Origin of the sequence: Bacillus cereus group sp. BfR-BA-01522, assembly GCF_022662635.1 — a bacterium.
GTDB lineage: Bacteria > Bacillota > Bacilli > Bacillales > Bacillaceae_G > Bacillus_A > Bacillus_A cytotoxicus.
Genome location: NZ_JAKUDY010000006.1, coordinates 62,097 through 78,102 on the forward strand (window position 1 = coordinate 62,097; position 16,006 = coordinate 78,102).

A 16,006-nucleotide genomic window follows, 5' to 3' on the forward strand; every position below is an offset into this window, starting at 1 on the left:
GTCTTACTTTTTCAATAATGATTGTTTGGCTATCTTTTGGAAAGGAAGGAAATGAAGGAGAATAAATAACTACACCTTCTTTATTTTGAAGATAAATCAATACGTTATTTTTTTCTGCATATTCATCAAGAAGTGGCAAAGCATCTTGAAACGCAAGGTTTTTAGATTTACCAATAATTTCTTCTATCCCTGTTTGAAGCTGGTCTGTTTTGTATTGCTCATAAAATGTAGGGAGAAAGAAGTATAAAGTTAAATAAATTAAGGCGGCAAAAGTTAACAAAATAAGAGATGTAGTTATAAAAAGCTTATAGGTAATCTTCTTCATCTTCATAATTTTTACCATCTTACCCATCGATTTTATAACCAATGCCTTTTACTGTTTTAATGTAGGGCGTATTTAATTTTTTTCGTATGTTTTTAATGTGTGTATCAATGATACGAGTTTCTCCATAAGGTTCATATCCCCAAACCCTTTCTACGATGTTTTCTCTGGTGATGACTTTTCTCTTATTTTTTAGTAGTAGTTGTAGAATTTCAAATTCTTTTGCTGTTAAAGAAATTTCCACTTTATTTACATATACCTTATATGTATCACAATCGACATGTATTTCTTTAAAAGATAAATGATTATCTGTACGCTCGCCATAGCTTCTTCTCAGTACTGCTTCGACTCGCCTGATGAAAACATGAAAAGAAAAAGGTTTTGTAATATAATCATCTATACCAAGATCGAACCCCTTCATTTGGTCTTGTTCTTCTTCTAAGGCCGTTAGTAAAATAATTGGTATATTTGACTGGTTTCGAATTATATTGGCAACTTCAAATCCATTGAGATTTGGCATCATCACATCTAAAAGAATTAAATCAAAGGGGTGTTTATTAAATTGTTTCATGCCCTCTAGTCCATCTGATGCAACTGTAACAATATACTGTTGCGTTATTAAAAATTGCTTAATTAGTTCTTGAATTTCTTCATCATCTTCTATTACAAGAATATGATAATTCATTATAATATCACCTCTTGTATTCAGTATATCCGTAGTATCTGTAGTTTGATATGGAATAGGAGAATGGAAAGAACTTTATATCTGTGAGATTTACACCCATTCTTCTTTAAAAGGTGACACAGGAGGATTTGAACCTTTGTTATTTCGTGGGTGTTTCTCTGAATAGCTTGATACAAAAAAGATAGATGTTTGTTTTGTGCAAGTGCGGAAAAATGCAAAAGGTTACAGCGAACAGTGCAGAGGCTAACAGTTCAACTTTTTAAAGGGAATAGATAACGCATCGCGTACACAATCGCTTTCCGCTGTAAATGATGTGGGCATGATAAAGCAAGCGATTTATCATGCTTAAATCAATCAGTGATCACTAAATATCCGATTCCATCACCTAATTTCTAAATTCGAAGTAACAATCACCCTTTTTTGCTTATAACAGTCAGCGAAAATATAAAATAGGCACGCCGCATTTATGACCTTTATAACTGAGTTAGTCAAAGTAGAAACTCCATTCCTGTTTTCAGCATCATAAAAAATAAAATTCTACTACTTAATTAAAATGATAGATCCTTCCCCCTTTTTTTAACAATCTTGAAAATCAGACAGAGAAAAGAAATCTCAATCTTTTTATCAACGCATATATAAATATATTCTCACATATTCAGAAGTAATGACAGTTTGAAAATTCCCTTTTTCAAATGTAAAAAAGACCTCCAAATTGACTTTTTCACTCTGAAGTAAGTTGAAAGAGCGAATTACGAGAGTTAGTGACCAATTCAGATCATTTCCCTTTTTACATCAAGAAATAGATAAGATGCTGTAAGAATATGAGCCGTCTGAATATCATATAATTTATCCCGCTATTTTAGGGCAGCCCGATTGGTGAGGGCTCATAATCAGTGGGGGATGAAGAAAACCCCCACTGATTAAAGTTTCACTTTATGATTTCCTTTGTGTCCGTGATTCGAAGGTGATGGAATGTTAAAGGTTGTAGCGCGCTCTCTACTAGACGCCCCTTGTTCATTCATATAATGGAGTACGTCTAGTTGATACTAAAAAATGTATGATGTATAGCTTCTTTAAACGCTTTTTCTCCATGAAATGGATACGATTGAATCTATGTTCGAAAGACAGGGGAGGCTGGTAGAATTTGTAATATTTTTCGGCTTTCTTTGCCATTCAAATAACGTTTTCCGGTTTTTATTTTCTCTTCAACTGTAAATTTACTTATAAGAAAAAACACCCCAATGGTTAGACTGTGTCTAACCATTGGGGTGCACTCCACATTTGGGAGTTCCAAATGAGGGGAAAAGGAAAAATGTTTAAAACTTGTTGAGGGGATGATGATATCTTCTCATAAAAACATTGTGTAGAACACTACAAAACTTTCCTTTTACAAAAGAAAAAATAAAATGTATTCTATTCATTTACTGTGATAAAATCTAAGTTCGCATATAGGTTATTTAAAATCAACAATTAAGATATCTAATTGAGAATGGGATGGATAAGTCATACGATTTAAGTCAATTTAAAGGAAAAAAGTAAAACTACAGTTTAGAGTCATGTAAATGATATAGTCATAAAAATCTCCTTCCTCTCATACAGTGAAATTAACAAGGCTTGTCTAAAAGAAAGGAAGGAAGAAAAGTGGAAACTTTACCATGGTGGATTTATCTTGTTATTATTGGGATTGTTGTAAGTGGCTATATGGTTTTATATACTTCCAAAAAAGAGCAAGAAATAGATAATGAATTCATCGAAAAAGAAGGCGAAGTATATATGAAGCGTTTAGAAGAAGAGCGTGAGAGACGTAATCAAGAAAGTGATAAGGATTCTGTGTTACTATAAGCGTAAGTGGATAACGAATAGGTTATCCACTTTTTTCATGAGCCTAAAAGATGCAAGATATTCGGTGAAATCAGACAGAAAAAGATGTGAATTTTTTATGGACTAGCTATACTATAAAGATAGAGAGGAAGGTAGAACGAAAATGGAATTTCATGAACAAAAAATTTTACCAGCAGTAAGGCAAATTAAAGATTTAGAAAAGCTTGTGCATAGTTCTTATGAGTATATTGTCATTTTAGATATTCATATTGGACAATTGAAAAGTGTTGTGAAACTAGCGAAGCAATATGAGAAAAAGGTATTTTTACATGTTGATTTAATTCATGGATTGCAAAGCGATGGTCATGCGACAGAGTTTTTATGTCAAGAGTATAAGCCGTACGGGCTTTTATCGACGAAGGCAAGTGTGATTATGAAGGCGAAGCAAAAAGGCGTTGTAGCAATTCAGCGCATCTTTTTAATCGATTCAAGTGCGATGGAAAAAAGCTGTCATTTGTTAGGAAAAACAAAACCGGATTATATCGAAGTGCTTCCAGGGGCTTTAACAGATGTGATTGCAGAAGTAAGAGACCGCACCGGAATCCCGATTTTAGCCGGTGGTTTTATTCGTACAGTAGCTGATGTGGAAAGAGCTTTAGAGGCTGGTGCGACAGCGATCACAACATCGAAAAAAGAACTATGGAAACATTTCCAAAAAAAGTGACGAAAATGTGAAAGAAATTGATTGACACCGCTTTCATTTGCAGTTAACATTATAAATAAGTTAATAAACGTGACGGAGAAAAGAAGAGATCCACATTTTATTGTTTCTATATTTTTATATAGAGGCATGTAGGCTGTGGATTTTTTCTTTTGAAAAAACGAATGGCCATTCATTTTCTCTCCTTCACATTGTAAGTGTTTAATTTGATTGTGGAGGGATTTTATGTCAGCATTTTTAGGAGAGTTAATAGGGACAGCGTTATTAATCGTTCTTGGTGGCGGTGTTTGTGCTGGTGTAAGTTTAAAGAAATCGTTTGCTAAGGATTCTGGCTGGATTGTAATTACAATGGGGTGGGGCTTAGCCGTTGCAGTAGCAGCATATGCTGTTGGATCTATTAGTGGAGCACATTTGAACCCTGCCTTAACAATAGGACTAGCGTTTAAGGGAACGTTCCCATGGAGCGATGTTCCAGGATATATCGTAGCACAAATGATTGGGGCAATAATCGGTGCTGTTATCGTATATTTACATTACTTACCACATTGGAAAGAAACGGAAGATCCAGGGGCAAAGTTAGGTGTGTTTGCAACAGGACCAGCAATTCCAAACACATTTGCAAACCTTCTAAGTGAAATGATTGGTACATTCGTTTTAGTATTTGGTATATTAGCAATTGGTGCAAATAAATTTGCAGATGGCTTAAACCCATTTATCGTAGGATTCTTAATTGTAAGTATTGGTTTATCATTAGGTGGAACAACGGGATATGCGATTAACCCAGCGCGTGATTTGGGACCTCGTATTGCACATTTCTTTCTTCCAATTGCAGGAAAAGGCGGATCGAATTGGAAGTATGCATGGATTCCAGTTGTAGGCCCGATTTTAGGCGGATCACTTGCAGGTGTATTTCATCAAGTTGTATTTGAAGAAAAGCAAAATGCAGCACTTATATATGTGGTGATTGCAACGGTTATTATACTAGCACTTTCTTATATAGCAGGTAAAAAGAATAGAAACGATACAAATAGTAGAAAAGTAGCATAAGGGGGAAGTAAATATGGAAACATATATTCTTTCATTAGATCAAGGTACAACAAGTTCACGTGCCATTCTGTTTAATAAAAAAGGAGAAATTGTTCATTCTGCTCAAAAAGAATTTACACAATATTTTCCAAAGCCAGGTTGGGTAGAACATAATGCACAAGAGATTTGGGGGTCCATTCTAGCGGTTATCGCAACTTGCTTAAGTGAAGCGGATGTGAAGCCAGAACAAATCGCTGGTATTGGGATTACAAACCAACGTGAAACAGCAGTTGTTTGGGAGAAAGCAACCGGGAAACCAGTTTATAATGCAATTGTATGGCAATCTCGTCAAACAGCTGAAATTTGTGAAGAGTTAAAAGAAAAAGGCTATGGCGATATGGTTCGCGAAAAAACAGGTCTTTTAATTGATGCATATTTCTCAGGTACGAAAGTAAAGTGGATTTTAGATAACGTTGAAGGTGCAAGAGAAAAAGCAGAGCGCGGTGAATTATTATTCGGTACAATTGATACATGGCTTGTATGGAAATTGTCTGGTGGTAAAGCACACGTAACAGATTATTCAAATGCATCACGCACATTAATGTTCAATATTCATGACTTAAAATGGGATGATGAATTATTAGAAATACTAACAGTACCAAAGAGCATGTTACCAGAAGTACGTCCATCATCTGAAGTATACGGTCATACAGTTGATTATCATTTCTTCTCTCAAAATGTACCGATTGCTGGTGTGGCAGGTGACCAACAAGCAGCGTTATTTGGGCAAGCGTGCTTCAGTGAAGGGATGGCGAAAAACACATACGGAACAGGTTGCTTCATGTTAATGAATACAGGTGAAACAGCAGTTAACTCTAATCACGGTCTATTAACAACAATTGCGTGGGGGTTAAATGGTAAAGTAAATTATGCATTAGAAGGAAGTATTTTCGTAGCTGGTTCAGCAATCCAGTGGTTACGAGATGGCATGCGTATGGTTAATGATGCAAGTGAGAGTGAGGAGTATGCATCACGCGTGGAATCAACGGACGGTGTATACGTTGTACCAGCATTTGTAGGACTTGGAACGCCGTATTGGGACAGTGAAGTACGCGGAGCTGTGTTTGGTGTAACGCGCGGTACAACGAAAGAGCACTTCATTCGTGCAACATTAGAATCATTAGGATATCAAACAAGAGATGTATTATGTGCAATGGAAGCAGATTCTGGCATTGAGTTGAAAACGTTACGCGTTGATGGCGGTGCAGTGAAAAATAACTTCTTAATGCAGTTCCAAAGCGATATGTTACAGGTTCCTGTAGAGCGTCCAATGATTAGTGAAACGACAGCTTTAGGGGCTGCATATTTAGCAGGTCTAGCTGTTGGATATTGGGAAAGTCAAGAAGAAATTAAAGCGCAGTGGGATATGGATCGAAGCTTTACACCAGAAATGGAGAAAGAAAGAAGCGAAGAGCTCTATTCTGGATGGAAAAAAGCAATTGAAGCAACAAAAGCTTTTAAATAATCATAAACAGTGTTATAATGATGGTAAGTTAATAATTCGGTAGGAGATATGGAGAGACCATGACACGCTATAGAGCGATTTCTATAGTGGTGTTTGTGGTCTCTTTTTTTCGTATCAAAGGGAGGAATTACCATGAATTTTTCAAGTAAACAACGTAAAGACGTATTAAAAGAAGTTCATAAACAAGAGTTAGATTTAATTGTAATTGGTGGTGGTATTACCGGTTCTGGTATCGCATTAGATGCTGTAACGCGCGGACTATCAACAGTTGTGTTCGAAATGCAAGACTTTGCAGCAGGAACATCAAGCCGCTCAACAAAACTTGTACATGGCGGTTTACGTTATTTAAAACAATTTGAAGTGAAGATGGTAGCAGAAGTAGGGAAAGAGCGTGCAATTGTATATGAGAACGGTCCCCATGTAACAACACCTGAGTGGATGCTACTTCCATTCCATAAGGGCGGTACATTTGGTGCATTTACAACATCAATCGGTCTTCGCGTATATGACTTCTTAGCGGGAGTAAAACGAAGCGAACGTAGAAAAATGTTTAGCCGTGAGGAAACAATGAAGAAAGAACCACTTGTAAAACAAGAAGGGTTAAAAGGCGGCGGTTACTACGTAGAGTATCGTACAGATGATGCTCGTTTAACAATCGAAGTCATGAAAGAAGCGATTGAGCATGGTGCAAAAGCTGTTAACTATGCAAAAGTAGACGGTTTCTTATATAAAGACGGAAAAGTATGCGGTGTACGTGTTATTGATTTATTAGATGGAAAAGTATATGAGGTTTACGGCAAGAAAATTGTAAACGCAGCGGGTCCTTGGGTAGATACACTTCGTGAAAAAGATAATTCGAAAAAAGGAAAAGTATTACAATTATCAAAAGGTGTTCACTTAGTTATCGACCAAAAACGTTTTCCGCTTGGCCAAGCGATTTATTTTGATACACCAGATGGACGTATGGTCTTCGCGATTCCACGTGGTAATAAAACATACGTTGGTACAACGGATACATTCTATGATAAAGATGCAGCGGTACCAAAAATGACAACAGAAGATCGTGCATATATTATTAAAGCGATTAATTACATGTTCCCAACTGTGAAAATTACAGAAAAAGATATTGAATCAAGCTGGGCTGGTGTTCGTCCGTTAATTTATGAAGAAGGTAAGAGTGCATCTGAAATTTCTCGTAAAGATGAAATTTGGACTTCTGATTCAGGGCTAATTACAATCGCTGGTGGTAAGCTAACTGGATATCGTAAAATGGCAGAAATGGTTGTTGACTATGTTGGATCTTTAATGCAAAAAGAAGGTCACAGTGCATTACCAAAAACAAAAACAAAACATATGCCAATCTCTGGTGGACATGTAGGTGGTTCTGAAAGATTACCAGCGTTCATTTCGAAAAAAGCAGGAGAAGGTACGAAATACGGTTTAACAACTGAGCAAGCAGAAGCATTTGCGAAATTCTACGGCTCTAACGTTGATATTCTCTTTAACTTAGCAAAAGATTTAAAAGAGGAAGCAAAAGAATACAACATGCCGTTAGACGTCCTTGTACCGCTTGTATACGCGATGGACTATGAAATGACAGTAAAACCTGTCGACTTCTTTGTACGTCGCAGAGGAGCTGTATTCTTCAATATCCACTGGGTGTATGACTGGAAAGAATCTGTCATTGCATACATGGCAGCAAAACTAGGCTGGACAAATGAAGAAAAAGCAAAATATACAGCAGAATTAAATCAAGCATTAAAAGATGCTACCGTGCCTGTAGATGAACAAGAACAAGTAGCATTAGCAAAATAAGCAAATAGTGATAAAAAGCGCTTAGAAGGAGGAAATAACCCCTTTAGGCGCTTTTTGGTTCTATTGAGAAATTTTGTTAAGGTTAAGTGATGCCAACAAAAAATTGTACATTTTACGCGATTGTTAGTAGTCCCTGTAATTTCTTACTTCAGAGCGTCTCCGCATAAATTAAATGTTTAGAGCGGGTATACAAAAAAATCCATTATATTTCAAAAGAAATAAAATTTTTTTATACTTTTTACTGTTTTTTTGTTATAATAGCATACGGGTTAGGGGAAGAGTTTGCATCTTCCCGTGTGTTTTTTATCTGCATCTAGCTTTTTGCTGGATGCTTTTTTTTAAGTGGAGGAAACGACTGAAGTATGAAAAAAAAACTGCCAGGCTTACCTGGCAGTTTTTTTATTATTTTTTCTCTTTTTCTGCTTTTGGAGTTTCGAAGATATCTTTTAAGTCTTTATCTTCAATCTTCACATCCGCTTTTTTCACTTCTTTATTTTGGAATTCGTTTAAGAATTGTGGATCTTGTAATTTCTGCTGAGCAATTTCTTTCTTGATTGCTGCTTTTTCTTCTTTGAATGGTTTTGCATCTTTAATGTCTGTTACTTTAATAATATGGTAACCGAAGCTAGATTTTACAGGTTCGCTTACTTCATCTTTTTTCATTTTGAAAGCAGCATCTTCAAATTCTTTTACAAGAGTACCTGGTTTTAACTCCCCTAGGTCGCCGCCTTTCTCTTTTGATCCTGGATCTTCAGAGTATTGTTTCGCTAAATCTTCAAAAGATTTACCTTGTCCAAGCTCTTCTTTCACTTTTTTCGCAGTTTCTTCATCTTTTACAAGAATATGTTTTGCAAATACACGTTTATCACGGTATTTCTTCTTTGCTTCCTCGTCAGTGATAGATTTTTCAATAGCTTTCTCTTGAGCTAATTGAGCACGTACGCTTGTTTTTAATGTTTCTTCTTTAATACCTTGTTGTTTTAACAGTGTATCAAATTGATCGCCGTATTGCTTTTTAAATTCGTCGTATTTTTTATCAACGTCTTTGTCATCAACTTTGTAGTTTTTAATAAATACTTTTTCAACAATCATGTTGCGTAAAACTTGTTTACCACCTTGTTGCTTCAGTGATGCGTAAAGTTCATCTTTCGTTACGTCACCGGCTTTAGAGGTTGCAATTTTATCAGATGATCCACATGCTGATAAGGCAATTACACTTGTTGCTGCTAAGGCAAGCATAGCTTTCTTCATTCAATAAACACTCCTACTATTATGTATTTTCCATTTATCCTGCACAAATGAACAACCGTACACTTGTGCAAAAGAGCCAAAGTTAAGCTTCACTGATTTACCGCCTTTTTACGATGTAAAAAAGCATACTTCACAGTGCTTACTGAGGCTGAGGATAAAGATTGGCCGCAGATAATCTTTTTATAGTATAGGCAATATGTACAAAATTTAATATATCATATTTTGAGGTCTTTTCCTATTGATAAAGAAAAATTGCCTATTTGTTTAAGGAAATTGTCAGATTCGTAAGGGGTACCACTTTTGGGCACATGTGCATATAAAGAAAGGAGGAGGCGGATGAAGAATGAATTCTATGCTTATTTTATTACTTGTACTGTTTATTTTATTAGTTATAGTAGGTATAATTTGTTTATAGAGGAAAAAAGTGAGGAAGGGACTTCCCTTCCTCACTTTCAATGAAATATAATTTCTATATAACTAGAAATTAATAGAATCGTAATGCATACATTCATAATCCGAAACACACCTGGTTGGCGGCTCTCGGATATTTGTTTTTGAACACAAAGTGTATGTGTCATGAAATTTGTATAGAATAGAACAATAAGTGCAAATGTGACAAAAACGATTTCTATAAGAGTCACGAGGAGATACCTCCTTTTGGCCAAAATACATATACTTTTATATATTGTATCATACGATATTTTGTTCGTGTTATAAAATTCAGAAATAGAAGACATTGGTTGGAAAGTGAGGGAGAAAATGGACGTTGTAAAAAGACTAGAACAAGCTGAATATTATGTAGAACTTCTTTTTCGAATGATTGATGAAGATAAGTGTCCATTTTATTCTTTAATTATAAAGAAAAAAGCACGTAAAAAGGATGTTGAACGTATACTTAATCTTTGTGAAGGATTGAACAATCAATACGTAGAAGAGAAAAAGGAAGGTTTACTTTTATTTGATGCTCTCTTAGATCAATTCGAAAAAGCACTTCCACATCAGCTCGAAGTAACTGAAACTGCGGAAGCGCTTTTAAAACAAGGATTATTTCAGCCGCTTATGGAAGAATTTTTACGCATCATAGCGAAAAGATAATTCGGCTTATTTTTTAACTAATTTTTGTTCCTGCTCTGTAAAATTTTCTTCAATGTTTTCTAATGATTTCTCAAAAATATCAATAAAGTCTTGTCCGTAAATATTTCTTAAAATCGCAATTAATTCGATATTTTCCGGGAATTTCCCGTAAAAATTGCGAAGGGCAAGTGCGCCGTTAAAGACAGAGTTATTTTCAGGGTTATACTCCTCCATTAATTTCAGCAGCAATTCTTCCCCTTTTTCTGTAATTTCAATATACGTATTTCGTTTATCATCTTCTTTTTTAGAAAATACGAGATAGCCGCGTTCTTCGAGCTTTTTAGAAAAGTTAAATGCTGTGGATACGTGCATAACTCCAAACTTAGCAATCTCTGAAATAGAAGCTCCTTCTAAATGATACGCAATAGATAAAATATGATGCTCATTGATGTTTAAATCATAAGGTTTAATCCACTGTTGCCAATCTTTCTCTACAGATTTCCATAATGCCTTCGATAACTGAGCAATGCGTTGACTAAAGATCATTGCTTCTTTTATCGAATAGTCTTTTTCTCCACTTTTCATTTACTCACCCACTTTAACATTCTTCATTAGTATCTATTATGCCAGTAAAATAAAAATTAATAAAGTGTTTTTGTGAGAATTGTTAAAATTTTTCGGAAAAGTTTGTGTATGTGCAAATCATGCATAAAAGTAGAAGGAGTTTCAAAGGGAGAATTGCGGTATCATCTTACGTGGTAAGAGCTAACAGATATTGTAAATGCATAAAAACACGACATATCTATTTGATATGTCGCGTGAGATTCAACTGATATACAAAATATTTGTTATATGCAAAAAACTACACAGGTAATATGTTTTACGCTTTTTCTGGAACGGCTTGTTGTAATTTTTCAATCGATCTTTGAATATCTAAAATTTCTTGCTCGATATGACGTTTGTTATGTGAAATATCTTGTTTCCAAGAAGAAAGCGTATCTTGCATATCCTCTTTTAATTCTTGAAAGACTTCTTTTCCTTCTGAAGCTGTTTCAACAATTTGGCGTTTTAATAACTTTGTATCAGCAGTAATATCAGCTAGCGTCTTTTTAATATCGCTGCCTTTTTCTTTTAGTTTGCTGCGCATATCTTTACCAGAAGAAGGAGTGGAAAAGAGAACAGCTAGTCCAGCGACAGCTCCGCCACAAATAACACCTGTTAGAAAGGATTTAGCTTTTGACATAAAAGGAAACCTCCTTATTTTTTGTTCCTATTCATGATGTACAAAAGTATGCATATGCTTAAGACAAGGGGGGAGAAAAGTGAAAATCATGACGACTCTTTGTTTTATCATAAGTCTTTTCTTTCTTGTACGTGCTATGCATTTACTTTTATTTGTAAAGCAAAAAAGATCATATCCTCCAGCATTTTGGGTGAAAAAACAAGCCATGCAATATATGTCGTTTGGAGGAATTGGCTTGCTATGTACCTTTATGTTTTATGTCTTTTTCTAACCTTAATTATTTTACACTATTTGCAATGGTACTTGCGATATTTTGTAATGTTTCCATTGTATATTCATTTTGATGTGACTTCCAAACAGCACCGAAACCATCGTTGTCACCGTAGCGTGGAATTAAATGAAGGTGAAAGTGGAATACAGTTTGTCCAGCTTTTTCACCATTATTGTTTAATAAATTGAAGCCAACTGGATTAAATTCTTCCTTAATCGCATTTGCAATTTTAGGTACAGCAGCAAAAATGTGCGATGCAATTTCTGGTGTTAACGAAAAGATATCCTGCTTGTGTACTTTCGGAATAACAAGTGTATGTCCTTTTGTTACTTGGCTAATATCTAAAAACGCAAGTACATGCTCATCTTCATATACTTTTGAGCATGGAATTTGTCCGTCAATGATTTTACAAAAAATACAATGATCCGCTGTATGATTCATTTGTTTCATCCTTTCAAGTAGTCTTAGCCGTATTTTACCATAATTACATACGAGAACAAACACGAAAAACAGGAAGCTGACTCAGCTTCCTGTTTTCTGAAGAGGGATTGAAAAAGCATTGTTTATAATTTACCTTTCGCAGACACCTCATTTATTTAAGAAATGCATGGTAATTCGGCTAAAGTTTCTGCCGTAGACACCCCATTTACGAAGAAATGTAATTGCAATCTTGACTTAAATGAAATTGTTTATTTTATAAAACAGTACAGACTCTCCTCGAGACACCCCGTTTCTAAAATAAAACATACAATCTGGATCGTGTAAATTTTCGTTGTCCATGATGGACACCCCATTTCATGATGATTTTTACCTTCATCAATTGGTGGTTGCTTTTTCAATATGTTCCTTCTTCACTCATTATCATGTCCCGTTTTACAAAAGATATGTGAAGAAAAGAAAAATTTTTTTGCAGAAATCGAGACTATGTAGGATGTTGTGATTTTTGGTAAGATGAATATAGAACAATTCTTAGGAAAGAGAATAACTATAACGAAGAAAGTGGTGTCGTATGAACGAGTTACTACGTGTAGAAAATGTTACAGGAGGGTACACGAAACGACCTGTTTTGAAAGATGTTTCGTTCTCTGTTCAAAAAGGTGAATTAGTTGGTTTAATTGGTTTAAATGGGGCAGGGAAAAGTACGACGATCAAACATATTATCGGCTTAATGGAGCCGAAAAAAGGTGCGATTACAATTCATGGGAAAACGATTCAGGAAGATATGACGGCATATCGCTCTAGTTTTTCGTTTATTCCAGAAACACCTGTATTATATGATGAGTTAACGTTAGAGGAGCATTTAAAGTTAACGGCGATGGCGTATGGGATAGAGGAAAAACAATATGAAGAGCGCATCAAAAAACTGTTAAAAGAATTTCGCATGAATAACCGTTTAAAATGGTTCCCATCTCACTTTTCAAAAGGGATGAAACAAAAGGTTATGATTATGAGCGCATTTCTTGTTGAGCCGTCACTTTATATTGTCGATGAACCGTTCGTTGGACTCGATCCTTTAGCGATTCAATCGCTGCTTCAAATGATGGACAAGATGAAAAAGAGCGGTGCGGGTATTTTAATGAGTACACATATTTTAGCGACAGCTGAGCGTTATTGTGATTCTTTTATTATTTTGCATCAAGGGGAAGTAAGGGCGAAAGGAACGTTATCAGAGCTTCAAACACAATTCAATATGCCAGGTGCAACGCTAGATGATATTTATATTGCGCTAACAAAGGAAGAAGACTATGAATAATGCGGCATTATGGAAAGAGCGATTTAGACATTTTTTAAAGGAAGTTCGTACATATAGTAAGTATGTTTTTAATGATCATCTTAAGTTTATTTTTGTATTTATTATTGGAGCAGGTGCATTTTACTACCAGAAATGGCTAGAAACATTAACGCCGTCATTTGAGACTGCAATTGTGATGGGGATTGTGCTTGGATTTGTGCTGACAGTAGGATCGATTCAAACGCTGTTAAAAGAAGCGGATCTTGTGTATTTGCTTCCGGTGGAGGAAAAACTAAAAACGTACTTTACGAAAGCATTCTTCTTTACATTTATGATGCATCTTTATGTCATTGCAATTGTAGCAGCCGCTCTTGCGCCGTTATATTTTCAGCAAATGAAACAAACGGGCGGGACTTACATATGGATTGTAGCCATACTTCTATTAGTGAAAGCGTGGAATTTATTTGTCACATGGGAAAAGTCTTTTTTAACAGATCAAAATATGCAGCGAGCGGATTGGTTCATTCGTTTTATATGTAACAGCTTGTTCGTGTATTTTCTTATTGAGCATATTTCGCTTATTTCTGTTGGAATCGTGTTAGCTGTCATGGCGATCTATCTACTAATGATTCATCAAATGGTAAAGAGAAAACCAATGAATTGGGAGTATTTAATTGCTGAAGAAGGTAAGAAAATGATGCTCCTGTATCGTATTGCGAATATGTTTGTCGATGTTCCCGCGCTGAAAGAACGAGTAGCGCGCCGCAAATGGCTTGATTTTGTTCTTTCTATCATCGGTGAAAAACGTACATATCTTTACTTATATACGCGTACATTTTTAAGATCAGGCAACTATTTTGGTTTGTATATTCGTTTGCTGGCAATTGGCGGAATTCTTCTTTACTTTATTCCGTTTTTATACGGGCGTTTCATCGTAAGTATTGTTTTTTTATATTTAATCGGTTATCAGCTACTCAGTCTTTGGAAACATCATCGCTTAAAAATTTGGCTGGACTTATATCCGGTAGGGATAGAAGAGAAGAAAAGAGATTTTCTGAGCCTACTGCGCATGATTTTATGTATCGGCAGCGTTCTATTTACGATTCTCTTCGCCTTTGCTACAAAAGATATAATCATGACTTGCGTTTTATTTGGCGTTAACATCGCCTTTAGCATTGTTTTTGTCAATCAATACAGTGCAAAGCGCATTAAGCGATTAAGCTGAAAGGAAGGAAAATATGACTGCATATGAAGATAAGGTCATAAAAGAATTGCAACAGTGGAAACATGCGATGTTGAAAGATTCATCTATGATGGCGCGTTTTTCAAAAAAAGTGCAGACAAAAGTTCAGCAGTTCATTCCTGAAAAAGTGCAACGTATATTAACAGAAACAATTAAAAAGATGGTACAGGGAATTAGCACTGGATCAAACTTCATCAAACCGAAGTTAAAAGAAACAGATTGGTCTTTGCAAAGAAGAGATGAAGAAGTTGTAAAGAAACTGGATGAGTATAAAAAAATTGCTGCGGCAGAAGGAGCGGGCACAGGTGCAGGTGGTTTTTTCTTAGGGCTTGCTGATTTTCCGCTTCTACTTAGCATTAAAATTAAATTTTTATTTGATGCGGCGACGATTTATGGATTTGATACGAACAAAGAAGAAGAACGTCTCTTTATCCTCCATGTATTTCAGCTTGCTTTTTCAAGTGATGAGCATCGAAAAGATATATGGAAAGCAATTGAAACGTGGGATACGAAAAAAGAAAATCAGATGAACTGGGAGAAGTTTCAAACAGAATATCGCGATTATATCGACCTAGCAAAAATGCTTCAGCTCCTCCCGGTCATCGGCGCCCCAGTAGGAGCATACGCAAACTATCAACTGCTTGGGCGGCTCGGAGAAGTGACGATGAATTGTTATCGTTTCCGTCTTTTGCAGGATATTTGAGGAACCCCCTTTGGTGAAAGGGGGGTTCGTAGTGCTAAGGTGGCGAAATTTGTCGACTGGTCGATATCTTGTGTCGAATCGCCGATAAATTTTTTCTTGCTTTTTATTCACTTGAGGCATAAAGTGATAGTAACGAAAGGAAGTGAGCCATATTGAGAAAGAGTACACTCAGTTCACTAATCTGGTTTCGTATTGCTCGATTTACACATCAAAGTAATTTATTATCGAATGAGTTTTTAAAACAGTTCCATATTACAGCCGCTTAGTTCGATGTATTAAATCAGGTTTCTATTTATCAGCCGCTCATGCAAAGTCAACTGGCTACGAAAGTAACGGTGTCAGAAGGCGGAATTTCCCGTATGCTCACTCGACTTGAGCAAGAGAGGTATATACAGCGTAAGCAGGGTTGGAAGACGAACCTTATGAAACGTTTGGAGAAAAATTATCATTACCGCTATTCTTAGAGCCAAAACGTGCAGAAATAGAAAAATTAGTTCGCCCAATTGATACAGTGAGAAATACGAAGGAATTTATGAAAGAGTAAAAGGATTATCGTTTTTGATTTCTTTAGAAG

The 16,006-nt window shown here is 35.7% G+C and carries 16 protein-coding genes and 5 pseudogenes; 13 read left to right on the forward strand and 8 right to left on the reverse strand.

The annotated features are described in order from the left end of the window. Positions 1-45 precede the first annotated feature (45 nt). From MR059_RS22270 to MR059_RS10655, 3 genes and pseudogenes are all read right to left on the reverse strand, one after another. A pseudogene (locus MR059_RS22270) lies at positions 46-352 on the reverse strand (two-component sensor histidine kinase); the annotation flags it as partial. Continuing rightward, positions 345-1,010 (reverse strand): response regulator transcription factor, encoded by a 666-nt coding sequence (locus MR059_RS10650; RefSeq protein WP_176371923.1) that lies wholly within the window; start codon positions 1,008-1,010, stop codon positions 345-347. The pseudogene MR059_RS22270 and the gene MR059_RS10650, both read right to left, overlap by 8 nt. A 17-nt stretch (positions 1,011-1,027) precedes the next feature. Beyond that, positions 1,028-1,195: pseudogene (locus tag MR059_RS10655) on the reverse strand (IS4 family transposase); the annotation flags it as partial. Positions 1,196-2,648: 1,453 nt separating this feature from the next. On the opposite strand from MR059_RS10655, the gene MR059_RS10660 reads away from it, so the two are divergent. From MR059_RS10660 to MR059_RS10680, 5 genes are all read left to right on the forward strand, one after another. Then, positions 2,649-2,849 carry a sporulation YhaL family protein gene (locus MR059_RS10660; protein WP_011983896.1) on the forward strand — a complete coding sequence of 67 codons (201 nt, stop codon included), beginning with the start codon at positions 2,649-2,651 and terminating at the stop codon, positions 2,847-2,849. Between the two features lie 142 nt (positions 2,850-2,991). Then, the gene (locus MR059_RS10665; RefSeq protein WP_048722192.1) at positions 2,992-3,552 is read left to right on the forward strand and encodes a glycerol-3-phosphate responsive antiterminator; all 561 of its coding nucleotides are present in this window, start codon (positions 2,992-2,994) and stop codon (positions 3,550-3,552) included. A 222-nt stretch (positions 3,553-3,774) separates the two neighbouring features. Beyond that, on the forward strand, positions 3,775-4,596 hold the full coding sequence (locus tag MR059_RS10670) for an MIP/aquaporin family protein (protein ID WP_011983898.1): 822 nt from the start codon (positions 3,775-3,777) through the stop codon (positions 4,594-4,596). A gap of 13 nt (positions 4,597-4,609) precedes the next feature. Continuing rightward, positions 4,610-6,100 (forward strand): glycerol kinase GlpK, encoded by a 1,491-nt coding sequence (gene glpK / locus MR059_RS10675; RefSeq protein WP_011983899.1) that lies wholly within the window; start codon positions 4,610-4,612, stop codon positions 6,098-6,100. Positions 6,101-6,232: 132 nt separating this feature from the next. Then, a complete protein-coding gene (locus MR059_RS10680) occupies positions 6,233-7,915 on the forward strand; it encodes a glycerol-3-phosphate dehydrogenase/oxidase (RefSeq protein WP_242161748.1) in 1,683 nt (560 codons plus the stop codon). Between the two features lie 402 nt (positions 7,916-8,317). Here the strand turns inward: MR059_RS10680 and prsA are convergent, their stop codons facing one another. Then, a complete protein-coding gene (gene prsA / locus MR059_RS10685) occupies positions 8,318-9,166 on the reverse strand; it encodes a peptidylprolyl isomerase PrsA (protein WP_011983901.1) in 849 nt (282 codons plus the stop codon). Positions 9,167-9,509: 343 nt separating this feature from the next. Between prsA and MR059_RS22275 the strand changes: the two are divergent. Further along, positions 9,510-9,581 (forward strand): annotated as a pseudogene (locus MR059_RS22275) (YjcZ family sporulation protein); the annotation flags it as partial. A gap of 37 nt (positions 9,582-9,618) precedes the next feature. Here MR059_RS22275 and MR059_RS10690 read toward each other — a convergent pair. Further along, positions 9,619-9,807, reverse strand: a complete 189-nt coding sequence (locus MR059_RS10690; RefSeq protein WP_041809508.1) for a hypothetical protein — start codon at positions 9,805-9,807, stop codon at positions 9,619-9,621. A 118-nt stretch (positions 9,808-9,925) separates the two neighbouring features. Here MR059_RS10690 and MR059_RS10695 point away from each other — a divergent pair, with 118 nt between their 5' ends. After that, positions 9,926-10,261 carry a DUF1878 family protein gene (locus MR059_RS10695; protein WP_011983902.1) on the forward strand — a complete coding sequence of 112 codons (336 nt, stop codon included), beginning with the start codon at positions 9,926-9,928 and terminating at the stop codon, positions 10,259-10,261. Positions 10,262-10,267: 6 nt separating this feature from the next. Here MR059_RS10695 and MR059_RS10700 read toward each other — a convergent pair whose 3' ends face one another. Next, a complete protein-coding gene (locus MR059_RS10700; protein WP_011983903.1) occupies positions 10,268-10,825 on the reverse strand; it encodes an HTH-type transcriptional regulator Hpr in 558 nt (185 codons plus the stop codon). Positions 10,826-11,120: 295 nt separating this feature from the next. Further along, entirely contained in the window at positions 11,121-11,483 is a 363-nt protein-coding gene (locus MR059_RS10705; protein ID WP_011983904.1) for a YtxH domain-containing protein, read from the reverse strand. A gap of 136 nt (positions 11,484-11,619) precedes the next feature. On the opposite strand from MR059_RS10705, the gene MR059_RS22480 reads away from it, so the two are divergent. Beyond that, entirely contained in the window at positions 11,620-11,754 is a 135-nt protein-coding gene (locus MR059_RS22480) for a membrane protein YhzF (protein ID WP_465038432.1), read from the forward strand. A gap of 6 nt (positions 11,755-11,760) precedes the next feature. Here MR059_RS22480 and MR059_RS10710 read toward each other — a convergent pair whose 3' ends face one another. Next, positions 11,761-12,195, reverse strand: a complete 435-nt coding sequence (locus MR059_RS10710) for an HIT family protein (RefSeq protein ID WP_011983905.1) — start codon at positions 12,193-12,195, stop codon at positions 11,761-11,763. A gap of 568 nt (positions 12,196-12,763) precedes the next feature. Here MR059_RS10710 and MR059_RS10715 point away from each other — a divergent pair. The 5 genes and pseudogenes from MR059_RS10715 to MR059_RS10735 all read left to right on the forward strand — a co-directional run. Continuing rightward, positions 12,764-13,507, forward strand: coding sequence for an ABC transporter ATP-binding protein (locus MR059_RS10715; protein ID WP_048722201.1), 744 nt, complete (start codon positions 12,764-12,766; stop codon positions 13,505-13,507). Continuing rightward, the gene (locus MR059_RS10720; protein ID WP_011983907.1) at positions 13,500-14,711 is read left to right on the forward strand and encodes an ABC transporter permease; all 1,212 of its coding nucleotides are present in this window, start codon (positions 13,500-13,502) and stop codon (positions 14,709-14,711) included. Before MR059_RS10715 ends, MR059_RS10720 begins: the two co-directional genes overlap by 8 nt. 13 nt (positions 14,712-14,724) lie before the next feature. Next, positions 14,725-15,432, forward strand: coding sequence for an EcsC family protein (locus tag MR059_RS10725; protein ID WP_011983908.1), 708 nt, complete (start codon positions 14,725-14,727; stop codon positions 15,430-15,432). Between the two features lie 152 nt (positions 15,433-15,584). Then, positions 15,585-15,872, forward strand: a pseudogene (locus MR059_RS10730) (MarR family winged helix-turn-helix transcriptional regulator); the annotation flags it as partial. After that, a pseudogene (locus MR059_RS10735) lies at positions 15,845-15,976 on the forward strand (ring-cleaving dioxygenase); the annotation flags it as partial. The pseudogenes MR059_RS10730 and MR059_RS10735, both read left to right, overlap by 28 nt. Between the last annotated feature and the right edge of the window lie 30 nt (positions 15,977-16,006).

Coding starts and splice junctions, on each gene's coding strand:
- MR059_RS10670 (WP_011983898.1), top strand. CDS start 3,775: ATGTCAGCATTTTTAGGAGAGTTAATAGGGACAGCGTTATTAATCGTT.
- MR059_RS10695 (WP_011983902.1), top strand. CDS start 9,926: ATGGACGTTGTAAAAAGACTAGAACAAGCTGAATATTATGTAGAACTT.
- prsA (WP_011983901.1), bottom strand. CDS start 9,166: ATGAAGAAAGCTATGCTTGCCTTAGCAGCAACAAGTGTAATTGCCTTA.
- MR059_RS22480 (WP_465038432.1), top strand. CDS start 11,620: ATGCATTTACTTTTATTTGTAAAGCAAAAAAGATCATATCCTCCAGCA.
- MR059_RS10725 (WP_011983908.1), top strand. CDS start 14,725: ATGACTGCATATGAAGATAAGGTCATAAAAGAATTGCAACAGTGGAAA.
- MR059_RS10665 (WP_048722192.1), top strand. CDS start 2,992: ATGGAATTTCATGAACAAAAAATTTTACCAGCAGTAAGGCAAATTAAA.
- MR059_RS10720 (WP_011983907.1), top strand. CDS start 13,500: ATGAATAATGCGGCATTATGGAAAGAGCGATTTAGACATTTTTTAAAG.
- glpK (WP_011983899.1), top strand. CDS start 4,610: ATGGAAACATATATTCTTTCATTAGATCAAGGTACAACAAGTTCACGT.
- MR059_RS10680 (WP_242161748.1), top strand. CDS start 6,233: ATGAATTTTTCAAGTAAACAACGTAAAGACGTATTAAAAGAAGTTCAT.
- MR059_RS10705 (WP_011983904.1), bottom strand. CDS start 11,483: ATGTCAAAAGCTAAATCCTTTCTAACAGGTGTTATTTGTGGCGGAGCT.
- MR059_RS10700 (WP_011983903.1), bottom strand. CDS start 10,825: ATGAAAAGTGGAGAAAAAGACTATTCGATAAAAGAAGCAATGATCTTT.
- MR059_RS10715 (WP_048722201.1), top strand. CDS start 12,764: ATGAACGAGTTACTACGTGTAGAAAATGTTACAGGAGGGTACACGAAA.
- MR059_RS10710 (WP_011983905.1), bottom strand. CDS start 12,195: ATGAATCATACAGCGGATCATTGTATTTTTTGTAAAATCATTGACGGA.